The organism is Salsipaludibacter albus, assembly GCF_019798055.1.
In the GTDB taxonomy this organism is placed as follows: Bacteria; Actinomycetota; Nitriliruptoria; order Nitriliruptorales; family Nitriliruptoraceae; genus Salsipaludibacter; species Salsipaludibacter albus.
Window position 1 is genome coordinate 1 of the sequence record NZ_JAHOPH010000016.1, and the last position, 21,975, is coordinate 21,975.

At 72.9% G+C, this 21,975-nt stretch carries 20 protein-coding genes; 12 read left to right on the forward strand and 8 right to left on the reverse strand.

Annotation, left to right across the window (positions count from 1 at the left end):
* The 11 genes from KR546_RS11055 to KR546_RS11105 all read left to right on the forward strand — a co-directional run.
* The coding region (locus KR546_RS11055; protein WP_238444773.1) for an oxamate carbamoyltransferase subunit AllH family protein at positions 1 to 367 on the forward strand (367 nt) is incomplete at its 5' end.
* 1 nt (position 368) lies between these two features.
* Complete coding sequence (locus KR546_RS11060) at positions 369 to 1,832, forward strand: FdrA family protein (protein ID WP_238444774.1); 1,464 nt, start codon at positions 369 to 371, stop codon at positions 1,830 to 1,832.
* Between the two features lie 2 nt (positions 1,833 to 1,834).
* Positions 1,835 to 3,229 (forward strand): YlbE family protein, encoded by a 1,395-nt coding sequence (locus KR546_RS11065; protein WP_238444775.1) that lies wholly within the window; start codon positions 1,835 to 1,837, stop codon positions 3,227 to 3,229.
* 57 nt (positions 3,230 to 3,286) lie between these two features.
* Complete coding sequence (locus tag KR546_RS11070; RefSeq protein ID WP_238444776.1) at positions 3,287 to 4,141, forward strand: hypothetical protein; 855 nt, start codon at positions 3,287 to 3,289, stop codon at positions 4,139 to 4,141.
* 536 nt (positions 4,142 to 4,677) lie between these two features.
* Positions 4,678 to 5,550: an FAD binding domain-containing protein gene (locus tag KR546_RS11075; RefSeq protein ID WP_238444777.1), complete on the forward strand. Its 873-nt coding sequence runs from the start codon at positions 4,678 to 4,680 to the stop codon at positions 5,548 to 5,550.
* On the forward strand, positions 5,547 to 6,314 hold the full coding sequence (locus KR546_RS11080; RefSeq protein WP_238444778.1) for a (2Fe-2S)-binding protein: 768 nt from the start codon (positions 5,547 to 5,549) through the stop codon (positions 6,312 to 6,314). The genes KR546_RS11075 and KR546_RS11080 overlap by 4 nt, the downstream gene beginning before the upstream one ends.
* The gene (gene cutA, locus KR546_RS11085) at positions 6,311 to 8,713 is read left to right on the forward strand and encodes an aerobic carbon-monoxide dehydrogenase large subunit (RefSeq protein ID WP_238444779.1); all 2,403 of its coding nucleotides are present in this window, start codon (positions 6,311 to 6,313) and stop codon (positions 8,711 to 8,713) included. Before KR546_RS11080 ends, cutA begins: the two co-directional genes overlap by 4 nt.
* The gene (locus tag KR546_RS11090) at positions 8,710 to 9,354 is read left to right on the forward strand and encodes an SRPBCC family protein (protein WP_238444780.1); all 645 of its coding nucleotides are present in this window, start codon (positions 8,710 to 8,712) and stop codon (positions 9,352 to 9,354) included. Before cutA ends, KR546_RS11090 begins: the two co-directional genes overlap by 4 nt.
* 75 nt (positions 9,355 to 9,429) lie before the next feature.
* The gene (locus tag KR546_RS11095; protein WP_238444781.1) at positions 9,430 to 9,813 is read left to right on the forward strand and encodes an SRPBCC family protein; all 384 of its coding nucleotides are present in this window, start codon (positions 9,430 to 9,432) and stop codon (positions 9,811 to 9,813) included.
* Between the two features lie 102 nt (positions 9,814 to 9,915).
* On the forward strand, positions 9,916 to 11,700 hold the full coding sequence (locus KR546_RS11100) for a vWA domain-containing protein (RefSeq protein WP_238444782.1): 1,785 nt from the start codon (positions 9,916 to 9,918) through the stop codon (positions 11,698 to 11,700).
* A 180-nt stretch (positions 11,701 to 11,880) separates the two neighbouring features.
* A complete protein-coding gene (locus tag KR546_RS11105; protein WP_238444783.1) occupies positions 11,881 to 13,227 on the forward strand; it encodes an acyltransferase family protein in 1,347 nt (448 codons plus the stop codon).
* A gap of 16 nt (positions 13,228 to 13,243) precedes the next feature.
* On the opposite strand, the gene KR546_RS11110 is transcribed toward KR546_RS11105, so the two are convergent.
* From KR546_RS11110 to KR546_RS11130, 5 genes are all read right to left on the reverse strand, one after another.
* Positions 13,244 to 13,693: a CPP1-like family protein gene (locus KR546_RS11110; protein ID WP_238444784.1), complete on the reverse strand. Its 450-nt coding sequence runs from the start codon at positions 13,691 to 13,693 to the stop codon at positions 13,244 to 13,246.
* 28 nt (positions 13,694 to 13,721) lie between these two features.
* Positions 13,722 to 13,988 carry a YrhK family protein gene (locus KR546_RS11115; protein WP_238444785.1) on the reverse strand — a complete coding sequence of 89 codons (267 nt, stop codon included), beginning with the start codon at positions 13,986 to 13,988 and terminating at the stop codon, positions 13,722 to 13,724.
* 109 nt (positions 13,989 to 14,097) lie between these two features.
* On the reverse strand, positions 14,098 to 15,021 hold the full coding sequence (locus KR546_RS11120; RefSeq protein ID WP_238444786.1) for a MaoC family dehydratase: 924 nt from the start codon (positions 15,019 to 15,021) through the stop codon (positions 14,098 to 14,100).
* A 2-nt stretch (positions 15,022 to 15,023) separates the two neighbouring features.
* The gene (locus tag KR546_RS11125; RefSeq protein WP_238444787.1) at positions 15,024 to 16,367 is read right to left on the reverse strand and encodes a 3-oxoacyl-ACP reductase; all 1,344 of its coding nucleotides are present in this window, start codon (positions 16,365 to 16,367) and stop codon (positions 15,024 to 15,026) included.
* A 117-nt stretch (positions 16,368 to 16,484) separates the two neighbouring features.
* Entirely contained in the window at positions 16,485 to 17,774 is a 1,290-nt protein-coding gene (locus tag KR546_RS11130; protein WP_238444788.1) for an acetyl-CoA C-acetyltransferase, read from the reverse strand.
* Positions 17,775 to 17,987: 213 nt separating this feature from the next.
* On the opposite strand from KR546_RS11130, the gene KR546_RS11135 reads away from it, so the two are divergent.
* Positions 17,988 to 18,785 carry a class I SAM-dependent methyltransferase gene (locus KR546_RS11135; protein ID WP_238444789.1) on the forward strand — a complete coding sequence of 266 codons (798 nt, stop codon included), beginning with the start codon at positions 17,988 to 17,990 and terminating at the stop codon, positions 18,783 to 18,785.
* Positions 18,786 to 18,833: 48 nt separating this feature from the next.
* Here KR546_RS11135 and KR546_RS11140 read toward each other — a convergent pair whose 3' ends face one another.
* From KR546_RS11140 to KR546_RS11150, 3 genes are all read right to left on the reverse strand, one after another.
* Positions 18,834 to 19,676: an ABC transporter permease gene (locus KR546_RS11140; protein WP_238444790.1), complete on the reverse strand. Its 843-nt coding sequence runs from the start codon at positions 19,674 to 19,676 to the stop codon at positions 18,834 to 18,836.
* Positions 19,673 to 20,677: an ATP-binding cassette domain-containing protein gene (locus tag KR546_RS11145; RefSeq protein WP_238444791.1), complete on the reverse strand. Its 1,005-nt coding sequence runs from the start codon at positions 20,675 to 20,677 to the stop codon at positions 19,673 to 19,675. Before KR546_RS11145 ends, KR546_RS11140 begins: the two co-directional genes overlap by 4 nt.
* A 213-nt stretch (positions 20,678 to 20,890) precedes the next feature.
* Positions 20,891 to 21,835 carry a helix-turn-helix transcriptional regulator gene (locus KR546_RS11150; RefSeq protein ID WP_238444792.1) on the reverse strand — a complete coding sequence of 315 codons (945 nt, stop codon included), beginning with the start codon at positions 21,833 to 21,835 and terminating at the stop codon, positions 20,891 to 20,893.
* Positions 21,836 to 21,975 lie beyond the last annotated feature (140 nt).

Here is a 21,975-nt window from a genome sequence, read left to right on the forward strand (position 1 = left end):
CGCAACCGCGCTCGCCCCGGACCGCACGACGGCGTTGTCGGCGACGCTGCTGGCATGTGCGCGCGACGGTGCGATGGCCCGCCCGGCCGCCGTGGCGCTCGACGCGCTGACCGCTGCCCCGGACGACGCCGACGACCGTGTCGCCGGCGCCATGGACGACCTGGCCCGGGTGGGGCACACCTCCGGACGTGACCTCGCCCTGGGGCTGCTCGCCGTCACCGGGTCCCTGGCGGCCATCGCCGTGTCCCGGACCGAGGACCAGGTCGACGCCGGGGTGACCGACCGGCCGGGTGTCGGCACCGCCCCATCGGGGGACGACGACGGGCACCACCTCCTACCGTCGACGACCCACGACCGGAGGAGCTGACATGGCCACCCACCTCGCCACCCGATCCGGGGTCTACGCCGACTCGGTCACGCTGATGCAGGTGTCGCAGGCCGTTGCCGGCACCGAGGGTGTCGAGGCCGCCCTCGTGGCGATGGGCACGCCGGTGAACCTCGAGCTGCTGCCCGGGATGGGGTTCGACACCGACGAGCTCGACGCCGGGCCCAACGACCTGGTGGTGGCGATCCGCGCGAGCGACGAGGACGCCCTCGCGGCCGGCCTCGACGCGGTCGACGCCAGCCTGGCCGGCGGAGGGGGTGGGACTCGAGGCTTCGGTGCCCCGCCGGCACCGCGCACGACCGCGGACGCGATCGACGAGGACACCACCCTGGTCCTGGTGTCCACCCCCGGTGAGCACGCGGTGGCCGAGGCCCGGGACGCGCTCGCGGCCGGCGTGGACGTCATGGTGTTCTCGGACCACGTGTCGGTCGACGACGAGGTGGCGCTCAAGGACGTGGCCGCCGAGGCCGGGCTGCTCGTGATGGGCCCGGACGCGGGCACCGCGATCGTGGGTGGGGTCGGTCTGGGCTTCGCCAACGTCGTCTCGCCCGGCCCGGTCGGCATCGTGGCCGCGTCCGGGACCGGCGCACAGCAGCTGACCTGCCTGCTCGACGACGCCGGCATCGGGATCAGCCACGTGCTGGGTGTCGGTGGCCGTGACCTCTCCGCGGCCGTCGGCGGGCGCGCCACCCTGGCGGCGCTCGCCCTGCTCGACGAGGACCCGGCGACCGAGCTGGTCGTCGTGCTGTCCAAGCCGCCGGCACCCGACGTCGCCGAGGCCGTCACCACGGCCGCCGACGCAGCCGCCACCCCGGTCCGCACGGCCCTGCTCGGACCCGGGCGTGACGACCTCACCACCGTCGCCGAGGGCATCGCGACCGCACTCGACCGGCCGTGGCCCGCCCCGACGTCGTGGCCGGCCGATCCTCCGCCTCGTCGACGACCGGGACGCCTGGTCGGCCTGTTCGCCGGTGGGACGCTCGCGACGGAGGCCGTCCTGCTGGCCGCGGAGGTCCTGGCCGACCCGGTCCACGCCAACGTCGCGACCGACGTCGCCGCCCCGCTGGACGGGGCGGTCACGGCCGACGGCCATCTCGTCGTCGACCTCGGCGAGGACGACTACACGGCCGGTCGCCCCCACCCGATGATCGACCAGTCACTGCGCCTGGAGCGGATCGCGGCGGAGGCACCGGACGCCGCCGTGCTGCTGCTGGACGTCGTGCTCGGTCACGGCGCCCACCCCGACCCCGCCGGCGAGCTCGCGCCGGCACTGACCTCGGCCCTGGACGCCAACCCCGGCCTGGCGGTGGTGGTGTCGCTGTGCGGGACGGCCGGCGACCCCCAGGACCGGGAGGCCCAGGCGGCGGCACTCCATGCCGCCGGCGCCTCCGTCCACCTGTCCAACGCCGAGGCCGTGCGCACGGCCGCCGGCCTGATCGAGGCGTGACCATGTCGAGCCGACTCCTGACCGAGACCCCTGACGTCGTGACCGTCGGCGTCGACCTGTTCGAGCGCACGCTGGCCGACCAGGGCGTGGAGGTCACCGCCGTCGACTGGCGGCCGCCGTCGGTGGACGGTGCCGTCCTGGGCGCCCTGGACGTCCACCGCCTGGCCACCGCCAACGCCGAGGCCTTCGACCGGCTCGTCGCCGCCGAGCCGCACTGGGTCGGCATCGCCAGCGCCCGTGACGCGGTCGGCATCGAGACGGGGCAGTTCCTCCACGCCGGGCCACCGCTGACCTGGGAGCGCGCCTCGGGGCCGATGCGGGGTGCCCTGGTCGGCGCGATGCTCTACGAGGGCATGGCCGACACGCCCGACGAGGCGATCGCGATCGGCGAACGGGGCGAGCTCGAGCTGGCGCCGTGCCACTCGGCCGGGGCAGTCGGGCCGATGGCCGGTGTCGTCTCGCCGTCGATGCCGATGTTCCGGGTCCACAACGACGCCTTCGGCAACGACGCCTGGTGCACCCTCAACGAGGGCCTGGGCAAGGTGCTGCGCTACGGCGCCTACGCCGACGAGGTGGTCGAACGACTCACCTGGATGCAGCAGGTGCTGGGACCTGCCCTGGCCGACGCCGTCGGTGTCCACGGACCCCTCGACCTGCGATCGCTCGTCGCCAACGCCCTGCAGATGGGTGACGAACTGCACAACCGCAACCGGGCCGCGACGTCGCTGTTCGTCCGCGAGCTGATGCCGTCGCTGCTGGCCACCGACCGGCCGACGGCGCAGCTCGCCGAGGTGGCCGACTTCGTCAACGGCAACGACCACTTCTTCCTGAACCTGGTCATGCCGGCGGCCAAGGCCGCGACCGACCCGTGCCGGGACATCGACGGGTCGTCGATGGTGGTGGCGATGGCCCGCAACGGGACCGACTTCGGGATCCAGGTGTCGGGCACCGGGGACGCGTGGTTCGTCGGCCCGGCCGGGGTGCCCGACGGGCTCTTCCTGGGCGACTACACGGCCGAGGACGCCAACCCCGACATCGGGGACTCGACGATCACCGAGACGTCCGGGCTCGGCGGGTTCGCCATGGCCGCCGCGCCCGCGATCGTGAAGTTCATCGGCGGCGAGGTCGCCGACGCGCTCGAGGCGACCCAGTCGATGTACGGCATCACGATCGGGGAGCACCCGGCCTACCAGGTGCCGATCCTGGACTTCCGGGGCACCCCCACCGGCATCGACGTGGTCCGGATCGTGCGCTCCGGCGTCGTGCCGTTCGTCAACACGGGGATCGCCGGCCGGGAGGCGGGCACCGGCCAGGTCGGGGCCGGCCTGGTCACCCCGCCGATGGAGGTCTTCACGGCCGCGGTCGAGGCACTCGCCGACCGGGCCCGGGCCGGCTGAGACCGCGTCCCACGTCGCGACTACGGTGCGCCGGGCACCCGCCCCCGGGGGAACGTCGTGGTCGACCCGACCGTCACCAGCTATCGCTCGCTGCGCATCGGGATGGTGGGCGCGGTCGTCGCACTCGCCGTGTCGATCGGGTTCGAGCGACTTGGTGTCGACTGCTGGCAGCCCTCCATCAGCGGCTACTACTACACGCCGGTCCGGGCGATCCTGGTCGGGGCCCTCATGGCGGTCGGGCTCAGCCTGGTGGTGGTCAAGGGACGCACCCAGGTGGAGGACGCACTGCTGAACGTGGCGGGCATGCTCGCACCGGTCGTGGCGGTCGTCCCGACCACCCAGGTCAGCGCGTGCTGGTCGGTGCCGCCGGCACGCTTCCCGGTGGACGTCGACACCTTCGACCGGCTGTTCGCGGCCACCATCGACAACAACATGGTCGCGCTGCTGGTGACCGGGGCACTGGGCCTGGTCGTGGCGGCCGTGCTGGCCTCGGCCAGTCCCGGGGGCCCGAGGTCGGCGATGGCACGGCTGGAGCCGGCCACCCGGTGGGGCGTGCAGGGTGCGGCCGTGCTGCTGGCCGCGGCGGCCGCGGCACTGGCGTGGTGGCCGGCCTTCCCCCTGTGGGCCCACGACCTGGCCGCCATCACGATGTTCGGCTGCCTGGTCGTCGCGGTGTGGATCAACGGCCGGGAGTCGGGCGCCACGGGTCAGTCGGCCTACCGGGCCGCCTACCGCGCCATCGCCATCGCGATGGTCGCCCCGGCCCTGCTCTTCCTGCCGGCCTTCGCCGGCTTCGCGCATCGCGTGTTCGTGGTCGAGGCGATCGAGATCGTCCTGTTCGCGGTGTTCTGGATCGTCCAGACCCGCCAGTTCTGGACCCCGTCGCCCCGGACCGACCGGCCGCCCGCCTGAGCGATCCGGGCTGGCCCGCGGCGCGCGCGAGGGGGGTGTCTGCGCACTGTGCGCACTCAGCGCACCGGGACCGTCCACATCCGGCGTGGTGACGTATCACGAGTGCGGCGCGGGCCTCCGGTGTGGTGGCCCCGGCACCCGACCGGTGCCGATCAGCAACCGCTTCGGAGCACCGATGTCCCCCATCGCCTGGAACCCGCCGCGCCGAGTCGCGCCTCGACGCGCCGCCTTCGAGTGGCCCTGCCGACGAGCAGGCCTCGTCCCGGTGGCCACGACCGGGTCCAGGCTGTCCGGCTCGGCCTGCCAGGGACCCGTTGCGTGGCGTCGCTGCTCCGACGGACACCGGCTGCGTCGCGCCCGGGACTGAGATCGCGCGGGGACGCGACGGGGCGAACCCCGGGATCGGCGAGGGGCGCCGGTCCCGGGGAACCCCGTCCGCGCGACGTCTCCGACACCGACCTCCGGTCGGCCCTGTCGTCGTCGCCACGACTACTACGTTGGGGACGTCGCCCCGCCCGTCCCGTCCCGGAGGCCCCGTGAAGCCACCGCCCTTCCGGCACGTCGCGCCTCGCACGGTCGACGAGGCCGTCACCGCGCTGGCGGAGGCAGACGGGCATGGCAAGGTCCTCGCCGGTGGGCAGAGCCTCGTCCCGCTCCTCAACATGCGCCTGGCTGCCCCGTCGGTCCTGGTCGACGTGAACGGGGTGACCGGGCTGGACGGCATCGAGGTCACCGACGACGCCGTCGTGGTCGGTGCGACCGTCCGTCATCGCGACCTGGAGCGCCATGCGGCCGCCGACGCCGCCCTCCCGGTCCTGCGCCAGGCGCTGGTGCACGTCGCCCATCCCGTGATCCGCAACCGCGGCACCGTGGTCGGTTCGCTGGTCCACGCCGACCCGGCTGCCGAACTGCCGGCCGTCCTGGTCCTGCTCGGGGGCCACGTCGACGTCGTGTCGCGCGACGACCGACGCAGCATCGATGCCGAGGCCCTGTTCGTCGCGCCGCTGGAGTCGAGCCTGCGCCCGGACGAGCTGGCCGTGTCGGCGACCTTCCCACGCCTCGCGGCCACCACGGCCACGGCCGTGCGCGAACTGGCACGTCGCCACGGGGACTACGCGATGGCGGGCGTGTGCGTCGCGGTCGACCGGGACGACGAGCGTGCGACCGTCACCGGTGCACGCGCCGTGTTCATCGGCGTGACCGACACCCCGACGCTGGTCGACCTGGGTGAGGACCTGGCGGGGCAGGGCTGCCACGACCTCGACACCGTCGCGGCGGTGGCGCGCGCCCGCGACGCGATCGATCCGACCGACGACATCCACGCCACGGCCGACTACCGCCGCCACCTCGCCGGGGTGATGCTCGCGCGTGCCCTGGCCGACGCGGCCACCGGCCGGGAGGACGCATGACCACCGACCACCTGCCCAGCGGTGACCCGGGCGGGACGCCCGGGCATGCGCACGACCACGGATCCGACCTGCCCGCCGACCTGGTCGAGTCGACCCACGCGGTCAGCGTGACCGTCAACGGCAGGCTGCGCCGGGCCACCGTGCCGGCACGGCGCCTGCTCAGTGACTTCCTGCGGCACGACCTCGGCCTGACCGGGACCCACGTCGGCTGCGAGCACGGGGTCTGCGGCTGCTGCACCGTGCTGCTGGACGGTGCCGCCGTGCGCGCCTGCCTGCTCCTGGCGGTCGGGGTCGACGGGCGTGCGGTCACCACGATCGAGGGACTGGCGGCCGAGGACGGGACCCTGCATCCCGTGCAGCAGGCCTTCCACGACGAGCACGGACTCCAGTGCGGGTTCTGCACGCCCGGGTTCGTGATGAGCGCGTGCGACTTCCTTGCGGACAACGCGACCCCGACGCGGGCCGAGATCCGCGAGGGGATGTCGGGCAACCTGTGCCGGTGCACCGGCTACCAGAACATCACCGCGGCGGTCGAGACCGCCGCCGCACGTCTCGCCGAGACCGGCCAGGACCCTCGTGCCCGCTGTGCCGGCAACGATCCGGACTCCGGGAGCGGCGCCGTCGCCCGGGCGCGGATGGGCGCGACCCCCAACGAGGCCGGCACCACCGGTCGCGGCCCGGCCGGGCAGGGTCCGAGCAGCACCGGCGCGCTCGACGACGGTCCCGGCGACCCGGGCTCGGCGGTCGGGGAGGGGGACGCATGACCACCAGGCTGTTCGGACAGGGCGTTCCGCGCAAGGAGGACCGTCGACTGCTGACCGGCGCGGGCCGGTTCGTCGACGACCTGTCGCACGACGCCTGGGAGGTCGCGATCGTCCGCAGCCCCCACGCGCACGCCCGGATCGTCGACATCGACGTGACCGAGGCCCTCGACGTGCCCGACCTCGTGGCGATCCACACCTGGGAGGACCTGCCCGAGCGGATGCAGCAGCCACTGCCGCTGCTGATCCCGCACCCGGCCCTGACCGCGCCACGGACCCAGTTCGTCCTGGCCAACGGCGAGGTCAACCACGTCGGTGAGGCGATCGTGATGGTCGTGGCCCGGACCCGCTACGCCGCCGAGGACGCCGCCGACCGCATCCGCGTCGACTACGAGTTCCTCGAGCCCGTCGTCGGGATCGAACGGGCCGCGGCCGGGGACCGTCGGGTGCACGACGAGCTCGACGACAACGTCGCAGCGCACCTGGTCCAGGAGATCGGTGACGCCCGCGCGGCCATCGACGCGGCGCCACACACGATGTCGTTCCGGCTCGACGTCGAGCGCTCGGCCTCCACGCCGCTGGAGACCCGTGGGGTCTACGCCCGCTGGGACGCCGACGAGGGTCACCTGCGGTTGTACTCGTCGACCCAGGCACCGACGTCGGTGCGTGCGGCCGTCGCCACCATCCTCGAGATGGACTTCCAGGACGTCGAGTGCATCGCCCCCGACGTCGGGGGCGGCTTCGGCGTCAAGATCATGCACCCGTGGCCCGAGGAGGTGCTGGTCCCGTGGGCCGCGACCGTGCTGGGCCACGACGTCAAGTTCACCGAGGACCGGCGTGAGCACTTCATCTCGGCCAACCACGAGCGTGGCCAGGTCCAGCACCTCGAGGTCGGCTTCGACGACGACGGCCGCATCCTCGGGATCGACTTCACGTTCCTGCACGACCACGGTGCCTACATCCCCTACGGCCTGATCGTCCCGATCATCACCTCGACCCAGTTCCTCGGGCCCTACCGGATCAGCGACTACCGGGTCGAGTTCCGATCGCTGTACACCAACACGGTGCCGGTCACCCCCTACCGCGGTGCCGGGCGACCCCAGGCCGTGTTCGCCATGGAGCGGCTGATGGACAAGGTCGCGGCCGAGCTGGGCAAGGACCGCACCCAGGTCCGGGCGATCAACCTCATCCAGCCCGACGAGTTCCCGTGGGAGTTCGGGCTGACCTTCCAGGACGGCCGGGCCTACACCTACGACTCGGGCGACTACCCCACGTCGCTCGACATGCTCAAGGACCTGGTCGGCTGGGACGACTTCGCCCGGCGCCAGGCCGAGGCCCGGGACGACGGGCGCCTGCTGGGGATCGGCCTGGCCGCCTACGTCGAGGGCACCGGGGTCGGTCCCTACGAGGGCGGCCACGTCCTGGTCGAGCCGACCGGGCGGGTCCAGGTCGCGACCGGCCTTTCCAGCCAGGGCCAGGGCCACGAGACCGTGTTCGCCCAGATCGTCGCCGACGTGCTGGGCGTCGACCTCGACGACGTCGAGGTCGTGGTCGGGGACTCGTCACGCATGCAGTACGCGGTCGGGACGTTCGCCTCGCGGGCCGCGGTCATGTCGGGCAACGCGATCGCGCTGGCGGCGAACAAGGTCCGCGAGAAGGCCCTGCGGCTGGCCTCCGAGGCGCTGGAGGTCGACCCGGCCGACCTCGAGTTCGCCGACGGGCAGGTGCGGGTCGTCGGCAGTCCCGACACCGGGCTGCCCCTCAAGATGCTGGCCACGCTGTCCAACCCGCTGCGCTACGCCTTCGACGAGGACGCCGCCGCGGCGACCCAGTTCGCCGCGCCGGCCGACCCCGACCGCCCCCCGGTCGGTGACGACGACGAACCGGGGCTGGAGGGCACCGACTTCTACTCGCCGGTCCGCTCGACCTTCGCCAGTGGCATGCACGCCGTCGTGGTGGAGGTCGACCCGGACACGTCGGCGGTCGAGATCCTGGACTACGCCGTGGTCCACGACTGCGGCAACCTGATCAACCCCACGATCGTGCGGGGCCAGGTCCACGGCGGGGTCGGCCAGGGCGTCGGTGGTGCGTTGTACGAGCGCATGGCCTACGACGAGCACGGCCAGTTGCAGAACGCGTCGTTCATGGACTTCCTGATGCCCTACATGACCGAGGTCCCCGACGGCATCGCGATCGACCACCTCGAGACCCCGTCGCCCCTGAACCCCCTGGGCATCAAGGGAGCCGGCGAGGCCGGGGTGATCCCGTCGGCCGCGGTGTTCGCCGCCGCGATCGAGGACGCCGTGGGCATCCCGATCGACGCCATGCCGATCTCGCCGTCGCAGTTGCACCACCTGCGGCTGGCGGCCGACGCCCCCGCCTCGACGAACGGCCAGCCATGAACATCTCCGGGACCAACCACATCGACGCACCTCGCGACGACGTGTGGGCCGCGTTGACCGATCCGGCCGTGCTGGCCCGGACGCTCCCGGGTTGTGAACAGCTCGAGGTGGTCGACGACGACACCTACCGCGCCCGGGTCACCGCCGGCGTGGCATCGATCCGGGGCACCTACGACGGCACCGTGCGACTGTCCGACCGGGATCGTCCGTCGTCCCTGCACCTGCACGTCCAGGGCGCCGGTGCTCCCGGGACCATCGGCGCGGACGTCGAGGTCCGGCTCGAGGCGACCGACGTCGGCACGGAGGTGGACTGGGATGCCGAGGCCGTCGTCGGCGGGATGATCGGCGGGGTCGGCCAACGGATGCTGGCGGGCGTGTCCTCGCGGATGGCGGGGGAGTTCTTCGCCGCCCTCGAACGCGACCTCGTCGAGGGTCCTGCCGTGCCGGCCGCCGCGAGCGACGCCGGGACGACCGAGGGAGTCCCGTCCGAGGCCGCCCCGGCCACGACCGGGCAGGTCTTCGCCGGCCGGGCAGCGTCTGGCGACGGCGGCCGTACCGACCTGGTTCCCGTCCTCGCCGCCTTCGTCCTGGGCGCTGCCGCGGCCCTGGCCGGGGTGCTGGTCGGTCGGCGCCTGCGATGACGGTCGCGGCCCCGGGCCCCCGGCGATCCGCACCGCCGCGCGGCGGCCGGTGCCACGCGTGGCCGGGAGCCGGGCGTGCCTGAGGTCGGGTTGGACGTCGACGTGGCCTGGCCTCACGCCTGGGCGGCGATCGCCCGTCTGGAGCACTGGCCGTCGTGGGGGCCCAGCGTGACGGCGGTGGAGCCGCCCGCCGGGGAGGTGTCGGTGGGACTGGAGGGGCGCGTGAGGACCGTGGTCGGGGGCTGGCTGCCGTTCACCGTCACCGAGGTCGAGCCCGGCCGTCGCTGGGCGTGGCGGGTCGGGGGGCTGTCGGCCACCGGCCACCGGGTCGAGCCGCGCGGGGCGCAACGGTGTCGGATCGTGTTCGAGGTCCCGTGGTGGGCGACGCCCTACCTGGTGGTGTGTCGTGCGGCCCTGCCACGGGTCGCGGCCGTGGCCCGCGCGCTCGACCGGGCCTGACGGGCCGCTCCGGTCGAGCGACGACCCGCGTCGACGTATCACCGTGGCGTCGACGGGCTCCTGTCCGTGGGGCACATGCTTCACGAACACGGGGAAACCACCATGACACGCTCGACAGCGCGCACATCCGCGCGGACCATCGCCGCCGGCCTGGGGCTGGCGGCACTGCTCGTGGGCGGCCCGGCACTCGCCGGCACGTCCACCACCACCCTTCCGAACGGGGCGGACCTGTCCGCCACCGTCACGTCGCCGGAGACCGGCGACCGCTTCCTGGTCGCACCGGGTGACAGCGGGGTCGACGTCCCCCTCACCGGGACGGCCAGCATCGGCCTCGGCGCACCGGACGTCACCTGGATCTACGTGGTCGACGTCTCCGGCAGCACCGACGCAGTGTGCGGGACGGCGACCATCGTGGAGTGCGAGAAGGTGGCCGTGTCCACCCTCAACTCCCAGGTCGTCGCCGACGGCTCGGCCCTGGAGGCCGGGCTGGCGATCTTCGCGGACGGTTCCACGACCGCCGACATCTCGTCGGCCGGCGGGGACCAACTCCTGACCGACCCGTCCGATCCGGACGTGGACACCGCGATCGACTCGATCAGCGTCGGTGGCATCGGCCAGCACACCGCCAGGACGGTGTCGTCCGGGTTCACCAACTTCGCGGCCGGCCTGGACGCGGCCAACACGATCTCCGCGGCGGCGAGCGGGGGCACGGTCAACGTCGTGTTCCTGTCCGACGGCGACGCCAACACGGGCGGCCAGGCGTCGTTCGACGCCGAGCTCGCCGCGTTCGGCAGCAACGTCTCGATCTATCCGTTCGCCGTGGGGAGCAGCGCCACCTGTGACGGCTCCGGTCCCACCGGGTCGCCCGGCAACGGGACCCTGGACCAGATGGCCGCGGCGACCGGCACCGAGTGTGCGCTGGTGCCCGACCCGACCGACCTCCCGGACGTGATCACCAACGTCATCGCGACCCGGCTGCTCGAGGTGACCGTGACCGTCGACGGCGTCGAGGTGCCGGCGACCGTCAGCCCGACCCCGCCGCAGCCCGGCCCGATCAGCGTCGACTGGGACGCGACGGCCCTGGACCTCGCGCCCGGTCTCCACGAGGTCTGCGTGACGGCCGAGGGTGAGGGTCCGATCGACCAGGATCCTGCGGACGTCGCCAGCGTGACCCAGTGCGAGACCATCAGCGTCTTCGCCTTCGACGTCACGCCGCCCGACGCCATCAACGAGCTGGGTGTCGACGACACCCACACCGTCACCGCGACCGTCAGCGGTCCGGCCGGCGAGCTCGCCGGGTGGCCGGTGGACTTCGCGATCGTCGCCGGCCCGAACGCCGGTGACAGTGGCACCTGTGACCCGGCCGACTGCACCACCGACGCGTCGGGCCAGGTGACCTTCACCTACACCGTCCCGATCGAGCCCGATTCCCTGGGCACCGACACGATCTCGGGCACCGTCGACATCGACGGCACCACCGGGACCGTGGAGGTCAGCAAGCTCTGGCAGGACACCACGCCTCCAGTCGCGGCCTGCCCGGAGGGTCCGAACCCGGGTGGCAAGACGCCCAAGGCACCCGGCAAGGGTGGCCAGGGCCAGAACCAGGACGGCTTCTACCACCTGGAGGCGACCGACGACGTGTGGCCGGACGAGGACCTCGAGGTGTACGTGACCGACACCGGCACGGGGACCGTCTTCGGGCCCTTCGCCAACGGTGACGACATCAAGTACACCGAGGCCAACGGGGCGACCCCGTCGGTGAAGCCGGGACCGGGCCAGGTCGAGTGGAGGATCAAGGGCCAGGGTGACGCCCAGGTCACGGCCGTGGACGGCTCGGGCAACGTGTCCGACCCGGTCGACTGCCTGGTGCCCAACCCGCCCAAGTGACCACCTGAGGTTGGGGCACCGTCGCGGGTGCGGGACCGTCCATCGGACGGCCCCGCACCCGCTTCGGCATGCCCGAGAACCTGCCGTCGGCCGGGGTCGGACCCGGTCAGGGACAACCCTGATTCGGTCGAGGTGGGGGGTTCGTACGGTCCTCGTCGACCGCTCGACAGGAGGCCCGCCGTGCCGACGACGACCGTACGAGCCACCGACCGTCCCACCCGTGCCGACGTCCGGCAGCCCGTCCGGGACCTCGCATCGCGGGACCGGGTGCTGGACCTCGCCCGGGCCCTGGCCATGGTGGCCGTGGCGCTGGGCCACTGGCTGGTGACCGACGTTCGGGTGGCGGCGGACGGCTCGTTGGCGCTCGTGGACGTCCTGGCCGTCGTCCCGGCCATGCAGCCGCTCACCTGGGTGTTCCAGGTGATGCCGGTGTTCTTCTTCGCGGGCGGGGTGGTGTCGTTCCGCTCCTGGCGTCGTCACCGCGCCGTGGGTCGCTCGGCCGGGTCCTGGATCAGCGCCCGCCTCTGGCGGCTGGCGTGGCCGACGGTGCTGGTCGTGGGGGCGTGGGTCGTCGCCACCCAGGTGGCCGGTCGCGTCCTCGACGTTCCCGCCGAGGTGCTGGCCGCGACCCGGGGCATCGCCCTGGTGACCTGGTTCCTGGCCGTGTACGCGTTGGTCATCGCGCTGGTGCCGGTGTTCGCCGCGCTCTGCGACCGCTTCGGGCTGGGGGTGCCGGTCGGGCTGCTCGTGGCGGCCCTCGGGGTCGACCTGGCCGCGGCCGGTGCAGCCGGTGACGTCCCGGCCTGGGCGTTCGTCAACTACCTCACCGTCTGGGGTGCGATCACCTGCGTCGGGCGATGGTGGCCCGAGTCGATCCGGCCCGGGGACACCCGCCGTGGCCTCGCGCTGGCAGGTGCGGCCGGCGCCGTCCTGGTGGGGGCGGTCGCGGCCGGTGCCTACCCACTGTCCATGGTGGGCGTCGCCGGTGCCGAGCGCACGAACTCGTGGCCACCGACGCTGGCCCTGGCGTTGCTCGGCCTGGTCCAGGTCGGGCTGTTGCTGGCCGCCCGACCCGCCCTGGATCGCTGGTTGGCCCGGCCGCGGGTCTACGGCGTCGTCGGCGTGCTGGGTGCACGGGCGATGACCATCTACCTGTGGCACCCCCTGGCCGTCGCCGTGCTGACCCTGGCCCTGGTGGTGCCCGGCGCGTGGCCGGAGGCGGCGTACGGCACCGCGGCGTGGTGGGCCCTGCGCGTGGCCTGGGTCGTGCTGGCCCTTTTCATCACGGTCCCGGTCGTCGTCGCCGTCGGTCGATGGGAGCGACCCCCGGACCTGGTGCTGACGTCGTCGACCGCGCGTGCGGTCGCGGCCGCCGTGGCCCTGTCGGTGGGCTGGACGGCCCTGGCGGTGTTCGGCTTCCACGTCGCCGCCCTGCCGTTCGGCCTGCCGTGGCTCGCGCTGGGCGGCCTGGGGGTCGGGATCCTGCTGCTGCGGGGGCGTTCGGGCAGCCCGGCCGGCGCGGGCTGACCGGCACCTTCCGCCGTCAGCGCCAGGCCAGCACGCGGCCGACGATCGTGGCGACGAGCAGGGTCATGGCCAGCAGGAGGGGTGGGGGCAGCCAGTCGAGCTGGAGGGGCTCGACGGCGACCAAGACCAGCGGGAAGGCGGCGATCGTGCCCAGCGAGGTCACCAGCGCCGAGATCCGGCGGGCGCGTCGGTACTCGTCCGCGAACGCGATCCACTGCGCGATGCTGGCGCACACCGCGACGCCGAGCGCGGCGCCGACCAACACGGCCGCCAGCGCCGACCACCCGCCCGATCCCTCGATGCCCTCGGCGATCCATCCGACCAACGGACCGCCCAGCAGGGAGCCCGCGACGGCTCCGGCCGTCGACGCGCCGAGCGCACGACCGAACCGCCGGTGGTCGTCGGGCCACGGCAGCCACGGTGTCGGTTCGTGGGCGGCGTCGTCGCGGGGCCCTTCGGTGGTCACGTCGCCACTCTCCACGCTCGCCGGGCCGTCACGTGTCGTCCTCGGCCCGGGCGACGGCGTCCCCGAGCGACCCGAGCAGCATGCCGAGCGAGCCGACGACGAACAACCAGATGCCGGCCGTCTTCAGCGACTCGGACAGGAAGAACACCGATCCGAGGAAGAACGCGACGTTGCCGAACAGGCCGAGGCTGGTGTGGAACCAGTGGAACTCCTCGACCCAGGCGATGGCGCGGCGACGCCAGGCTCGGCTGGTCCCACGGCGGGGCGTGTCGGTCTCGGACGGGGCGGAGGTCATGGTGGCACCTGGTGGGTCGTGGCGACACCGTCCATGGAAGGGTCCGACGGCGCGCACGTCCACCGCTGCACCCCCGGCGACCGATGGGGCGGCGAGCTCGGCCGGTCCGTCAGGTGGTGACGACGCCGGCCAGGTGCGGGCGCCCGTCGCGGCGTCGCAGGGCGAAGGACCAGCCGTCGGGCTCGCGGCGGGTCGCGTACTCGACCGTCGACGGCAGCAGGACCGGCTTGTGGAACGCCACGTCGATCGTGCAGGGCAGGTCGAGTCGGCCCAGGCCAGCCAGCGCCGCCGCCTTCGACCACATCCCGTGCGCGATGGCCTGCGGGAACCCGAACGGCCTGGCCGACAGGGCCGACAGGTGGATCGGGTTGCGGTCCCCGGAGACGGCGCCGTAGCGACGCCCGATGTCGCCCGGGACCCGCCAGCGTCCGGTCATCGGCAGGTCCGCCGGGTCGACGTCCGCGACCGTCCGGGCGCTGGCAGTGCGGCCGGACGTGTCGTCTGCGTCCCCTGCCTGCCCGTCGTGGTCCTGGACCGTCCGGGGGGAGTGGCCACGGCGAAGGTTCGTGCTGGTCGACTCCCACACCAGTCGCCCGTCGTGGCGGACCTCCACGACCGCGTCGAACTGCCAACCGCGCCGGTGCGGGCGCAGGTCGGCCAGCCGGGCCGACACGTCGACGTTCGCGCCGACCGGGATCGGCTCGTGCGCGACGATGCGGTTGGCGACGTGGACCGTCCCGAGCAGGTCGAACCTGAAGTCGTCGCGGGTCATCAGCCAGACCGCCAGCGGGAAGCCCAGCAGGTGCGGGTGGGTCACCGGGACGTCGCTGTCCAGCCGGAACCCGCACACCCGGGCGTAGTCGGCCACGGTGTCCAGGTCGATCGCCACGTCCGGGACCGACACCGTGGTGTCGGGCAGCACGGGCGGTCCGTCGTCGTGGTCCCCGGACGACCGCGACGGGAGGACCCCTCGCAGCGCCCGGGCGTACAGCCCACCCAGGTCCGGGGTCGCGGGCAGCTCGACGCTCGCCATGGTCACGCCCCCAGCAGGTTCTGGCCGCAGACCCGCAGGGTCGTGCCGTTGACGCCGTCTGCGTCGGGCCAGGCGAGGAACGAGATCGCCTCGGCGACGTCGACCGGGAGGCCGCCCTGGGACAGGCTGTTGAGGCGGCGCCCGAGCTCGCGGCTGGCCATGGGCATCGCCTCGGTCATGTCGGTCTCGATGAAGCCCGGCGCGACCGCGTTGATGGTGCCGTCGCGATCGGCCAGCGGGTCGGCCATTGCGGCGACGTGGCCGATCACGCCGGCCTTGGAGGTCGCGTAGTTGGTCTGGCCGCGGGCGCCCGCGATCCCGTTCATGGACGACAGGCACACGATACGGGGTGTGTCGCCGAGCACGTCGTCGGCGTCCAGCACGGCGCGGTCGAGCGACTCCATCGCGGTGAGGTTGACACCCAGGACCATGTCCCACTGGCGCCGGTCCATGCCCGCGATCGTCTTGTCCCGGGTGATGCCGGCGTTGTTGACCAGCACGTCGAGGTGGCCGTGCCGGGTGCGCACGTGGTCGACGAGGCGCTCGCCCGCGTCGTCCGCGGTGATGTCCAACTGCAGGGCGGTGCCCCCGACGTCGTTCACCACCCCGGCCAGGGCGTCACCTGACGACGGCAGGTCCACGCCGACGATCGTGGCGCCGTCGCGGGCCAGGGTCCGGGCGATCGACTCGCCGATCCCGCGGGCGGCACCGGTGACCACCGCGACCCGGCCGGCGTGCGGGCGGTCGAGGTCGGCAACGGTGGTGGTGGACGACGTGACGACCGGCAGCCGCTGGCCGGACACGTAGGCAGAGCGCCCCGACAGCAGGAACCGCAGCGGTGCCGCGATCCCATCGTCCGCGCCCGGTGCGACCGTGACCAGGTTGGCGGTGCCGCCCGCGCGCAGCTCCTTGCCGATCGCGCGCACGAACCCCTCCAGGGAGCGCTGCGCGGCGTGGGCCGCGGGGTCGTCGATCGCCTCGGGCGCACGGCCGAGCACCACGATCCGTCCCGAGCCGCCCAGCCGCCGGATCATCGTGTGGAAGAACTCGTGCAGGCCACCCAGGCTGGTCGAGTCGCGCATCCCGGTCGCGTCGAACACCAACGCGGCGTAGCGCGCGGTGTGCTCGGGATCGGCCGGCTCGGTGTGGACGTCGAGCCCGGCGGTGCGCAGCAGCTCGACGACCGGGGTGGACAGGTCGCCGTCGCCACCGACCAGCACGGGACCGGTCAGCGGCGGCTCGCCGGGGACGTGGCGACGCAGCTCGGCGGGCGTGGGGAGTCCGAGCAGGTCCGCCACCTTGCGGCCGTACTCGTGGTTGACGACACGGGAGTAGAGGTCACTCACGGCGAGTTCCTGTGGTCGGGAGGTCGACGGTTCGGGTGTTCGAGGGTCGGGCGGTGCGTCGAGTGTGCGCTTCGAGGCCACGGGCGGCCGGGCTGCGCACACTCGACGTGGTTGGGGCTACTTCTCGAGGATGGCGACGAGGCCGTTGCCGCCGGCGGCGCAGATGCTGACCAGGGCGCGGCCACCGTGCTCGAAGTCGTCCCGCTCGGCCAGCAGCTTGGCGGCCGTGGCGACGATTCGCGCACCCGTCGCCGCGAAGGGGTGGCCGGTCGCCAGCGACGAGCCGTTGACGTTGAGGCGGTCGCGGTCGATCGAGCCCAGCGGTGCGTCCAGGCCGAGGCGGTCGTGGCAGAACTCCTCGTCCTCCCAGGCGGCCATCGTGGCCAGCACGGTCGACGCGAACGCCTCGTGGATCTCGTAGAGGTCGAAGTCCTGCAGGGTCAGGCCGCGACGGGCCAGCAGGCGTGGCACGGCGTACACCGGTGCCATCAGCAGGCCCTCGTGGCCGTGCACGTAGTCGACCGCGGCCGACTCGGCGTCGACCAGCCGGGCGAGCACGGGCAGGTCGTGGTCGGCGGCCCAGTCGGGCGTGGCCAGCAGGACGGCGGCGGCCCCGTCGGTCAGCGGGGTGGAGTTGCCGGCGGTCATCGTGCCGGTCTCGCGATCGCCGAACACCGGCTTGAGGGTCGACAGCTTCTCCAGCGTCGAGTCCGGCCGGAGGTTGTTGTCGCGGTCCAGCCCGAGGAACGGCGTGACGAGGTCGTCGAAGAACCCGTCGTCCCACGCCGCGGCCAGCCGCTGGTGGCTGCGCAGGGCGAGCTGGTCCTGGGCCTCGCGGGACACGCCCCACTCCGCGGTCGTGATCGCCTGGTGCTCGCCCATGGACAGCCCGGTCGCCTGCTCGGCGTTGCGCGGGATGTCGGGCTTGAGCAGGCTCGGGCGCAACTGCCCGGCGAGCTTGACGAAGTCGACCGGCTCGTTGGCCTGCTGGGCGGCGAGCAGGAGATGGCGCAGGTCGTCGTTGAGACCCATCGGTGCGTCGGACGTGGTGTCGACCCCGCAGCCGATGCCGACGTCGACCTGGCCGACGCGGATCTTGTTGGCGACCGCCAGCACGGCCTCGAGCGACGTGTCGCACGCCTTCTGGACGTCGAACGCCGGCGTGTCGTCGGCCAGGGCGCTGGCCAGCACCGCCTCGCGCACGAGGTTGAAGTCGCGACTGTGCTTGAGGACAGCGCCGCCCGCGACCTCACCGAGCGTCGCACCGGCCAGCCCGGTGCGTGCGACCAGCCCGTCCAGCGCCGCGGTCAGCATGTCGTGGTTGGAGGCCCGGGCGTAGGCGGTGCCCGAGCGGGCGAACGGGATGCGGTTGCCCGCCACGATGGCGGCGTCTCGGAGCTGGGTCACGGTCTGGCCTTCGTCGGTCACCGGGTGTCGCCGGTCACGCCGACGACCTCACAGAGTTTGAGCAGATGCTCCAACTCGTACGGTACGCCCTCGACGTGGCCCCGCAACTCCGGACGGCCGACGGCCGGTCCGCGCCCGGCCCGTCGGTGGGTGGCGTCCGATCGGGCAGTCGTCGGGCCAGTGCGTCCGCGGTCGCGGGCTAGCGTCCTCGTCATGGATGATCGATTCGACCCCCGGAAACGCCTCGACGCGCTCAAGCGGCGGGTCAGACGCGACGAGGAGACCCTCGCCGACATCGCCGAGCACGTCGAGCCGCTCGCCGACGTGCCCGGTTCACTCGAGCGGATCCGGCGTGAGCTTGAGGTGGCCCGGACGATCCCGTCGGTGCCCCTGCGGCTGCGCGAACGGGCCGTCGAGGCCTCCGTTGACCACGTCCTCGGTGACGACCACTTCGCCGACGTGATGGTCGCCAACTCCAAGCGGGGATGCCTGGACGCCGGCCTGCGGGCCGTGTCGGGCCCGGGCGTCGTGGCCGAGTTCGGCGTGTTCCGTGGGACGACGCTCACCCGGATCGCCCGGCGTTTCCCCGAACGCACGGTGCACGGATTCGACAGCTTCATCGGCCTGCCGGAGGACTGGGCCGGCACGGACAAGGGCGCGGGAGCCTTCGACATCGGGGGCGAGCCGCCGGACCTGCCGGTGGACAACGTGGCGTTCCACGTGGGGTTCTTCGACGCGACCGTGCCGCCCTTCGCCGACGCCGAGACGGGTCCGTTCGCGTTCGCCCACCTGGACGCCGACCTCTACTCCTCCACCAAGACGGTCTTCGACCATCTCGGGCACTGGTTCGTCCCCGGGACGGTGATCGTGTTCGACGAGTACTTCGGCTACCACGGGTGGGAACTGCACGAGCATCGTGCGTTCATGGAGTTCCTCGACTCGAGCGGGCACGACTACGAGGCCATCGCGCTCGGCCACATGAACCTGGCCGTGCAGCTCGTCGACGCCTGAGCCGCCCGCTCGCCGGTCGAGTGCTCGACCGGCGACGTCCCGTGCGTGCTACTTCGTCGCGCTGTGGCGATAGGCCCGGACCGACAGTGGCACGAACACGACCAGGATCCCCACGATCCACAGCAGGGTGTAGGCGACCGGGTGGGTCAGCGACCACGCGTCCGACAGGGTGAACACGTCCACCCCCGACGCCTGCAGCTGTGCGACGGACTCGGCCGTCGGGGCGTTGCCGAACAGGTCGCGGGCGGCCTGGGTCACCGACGACACCGGGTTCCACTCGGCGAACACCTGCAGGGGGGCCGGGAACGTCTCCAGCGGCACGAACGCGTTGGAGATGAACGTCAGCGGCATGATCACCATGAACGAGGCGTTGTTGATCACCTCGACACTGGGGATCTTCATCGCCACCCAGGCCATGATCCACGAGAACGCGTAGCTGAAGGCCAGCAGCAACAGGAAGCCTGCGGCCGCCTCCGGGACCGACGTGTGGATGCGCCAGCCCACCAGGAGCCCGGTCAGGGACATGATCGTGATCGACAGCACGTTGTAGACGATGTCGGAGGCGGTCCGGCCGACGATCACCGCCGAGCGGGACATCGGCAGCGACCGGAACCGGTCGATGATGCCCTTCTCCATGTCCTCGGCCAGCCCGGCGCCGGTGAAGGTCGACCCGAACACGACCGTCTGGGCGAAGATGCCGGCGATCAGCCACTCGCGGTAGGACACGCCGGGGATGTCGATCGCGCCACCGAACACGTACACGAACAGCAGCACGAACATGATCGGCGACATCAGGATCCAGATCAGCAGCTCGGGGACCCGCTTGATCTTGATGAGGTTGCGACGGGCGACGGCGTAGCCGTCTGCCGCGGCCCAGGTGAGCTCGCTCATCGGACCGTCTCCTTCTGCCGGGGCTCCGGCTGGTCGGTGGGGGTGTCGTCGGTGGTCGGGTCGGCCGTGGAGCGGCCGGTGAGGGTGAGGAAGACGTCGTCGAGCGTCGGGCGACGCAGTCCGGCGTCGCTGAGCGCGATGCCACGGTTCTCGACGTCGCTGAGGACCTTGCGGAGGTCGACCGTGCCGCCGGTGACGGCGGCGGTCAGCATCCGGCGGTGGTCGTCCACGCGGACCTCGTCGACCGCGTGGCGTGACAACAGCTCGTGCACCACCGGGATGTCGGTGGCGACCTCGGCGATCAGTTCGATCCGCTCGCCGCCGACCTGCTGCTTGAGCCGGTCCGCGGTGCCCCGGGCGATCGCCCGGCCGTGGTCGATCACCACGATGTCGTCGGCCAACAGGTCGGCCTCCTCCATGTACTGCGTGGTCAGCAGCAGGGTCGTGCCACCGTTGACCAGTTCGCGGATCACCTCCCACATGTCGCTGCGGCTGCGTGGGTCCAGCCCGGTGGTCGGCTCGTCGAGGAACAGCACCGTCGGCGTGGCGACCAGGGCGCCGGCCAGGTCCAGCCGGCGACGCATCCCGCCGGAGTAGGTCTTGACCGGACGATCGGCGGCCTCGACCAGGTCGAAGCGCTCGAGCAGTTCGCGCGCCCGCTCCCGTGCCCGGTGGCGGCCCATCCGGTACAGCCGTCCGATCAGGTCGAGGTTCTCGAACCCACTGAGGTGTTCGTCGACGGCGGCGTACTGCCCCGACAGGCCGATCCGTCGCCGGACCTCCCGGGGGTCGGCCAGCACGTCGACGCCGGCCACCTCCACCGAGCCCTCGTCGGGCTCCAGCAGCGTGGTCAGGATCCGGACGGCGGTCGTCTTGCCGGCGCCGTTGGGTCCCAGCAGTGCCAGGACCTGTCCGCCCGGGACCGACAGGTCGAGCCCGTCCAGCGCGGTCACGTCCCCGTAGTGCTTCACCAGTCCGGTCGCCCGGATGACGTCCTGCATCGTGTTCTCCTTCGTCGCGGGACCGTCCGCGACGCTAGGCATCGATGCGGACGGACTGAGTCCGCATCTCTGCGGATCATCCGGCGCTCGACCGCAGGTCGCGGGGCGGCTCGGGGGTGCCCCCGTGGGCACCGTCGACAGGACGGACGCGGCGGAGGGCGCCGACTCATCGGTCGTCTGCGAGATCGGTGCTGCGACCGGTCCCGTGTCGTGTCAGTCGCTGCCGAGCAGCACCCGGACGTGCTCGCGCAGCGCGCGGTCGACCTCGGCAGGCTCGAGCACCTCGACGTGGCACGGGAAGCCCGCCAGCCAGCGCACGAGGTGGGACGGTTCGGACGCACCGGTGGACCACAGGGTGGTCGTGTCGGTCTCGGGCTCGAGCACCCCGGCCGCCGCCGGCAACCACGCCGCGACCTCGTCGTGCGGCAGGTGCAGGCGCACCCTGGCCTGCAGGGGCCAGGGCCGGACCCCGATCGCGGCGCGCACCATCGCCTCCGCGTCGGGCTCGTCCGGCAGGTCGCCGTCCTCGCCCGTGGTGACGGCGGCGGTGAGGCGGTCGACCCGGAAGGTCCGCCAGTCGACCCGGTCGCGGTCCCATGCCAGCACGTACCAGCGCCGGGACACGTGGACCAGTCGGTAGGGGTCGGCGCGACGCATGCTGCGGGCCCCGTCACGTGCCGTGTACATGAACCGCACGCGCAGGCGACGCCGGCAGGCCTCGGCCAGCACCAGCAACTGGTCCGGGTCGGCCGCGATCTCGCGACCGGTCCCCAGCGCGACCGTGGCCTCGGACAGGTCACGGACCCGGTCGGCCAGGCGGGTCGGGAGCACGCGCTCGAGCTTGGCCAGTGCGGTCGCCGCGGCCTGGTCGAGCTCGCCGGTGAGGTTGACGGCGGCGGTCCGCAGCCCCAGCACCACGGCCATGGCCTCCTGGTCGTCCAGCACCAAGGGTGGCAGTTCGGCCCCGCGACCCAGGCGGTAGCCACCATGGGGCCCGGGCACCGACTCGACGGGGTAGTCCAGCGACCGCAGTCGGGCGATGTCGCGGCGCACGGTCCGCGGGGTCACCTCCAGCCGGTCTGCGAGCACGTCGCCGGCCCAGACGGGCCGAGCGTGCAGCAGCGCCAGCAGTTCGAGCAGTCGGGTCGCGGTGTCCATGCTCGCCAGTATGGCCCGAGATCCGGACACGCTCTGTCCGCCACCGCCCGCTCGCACCCGACGTTCGCGCCGAGCGGGTGTGGTTGGGTGCGGGTTCCGCTCGGTCGTGCACCCGCTTGGGGGAGTGGTCGGTGAGTGGG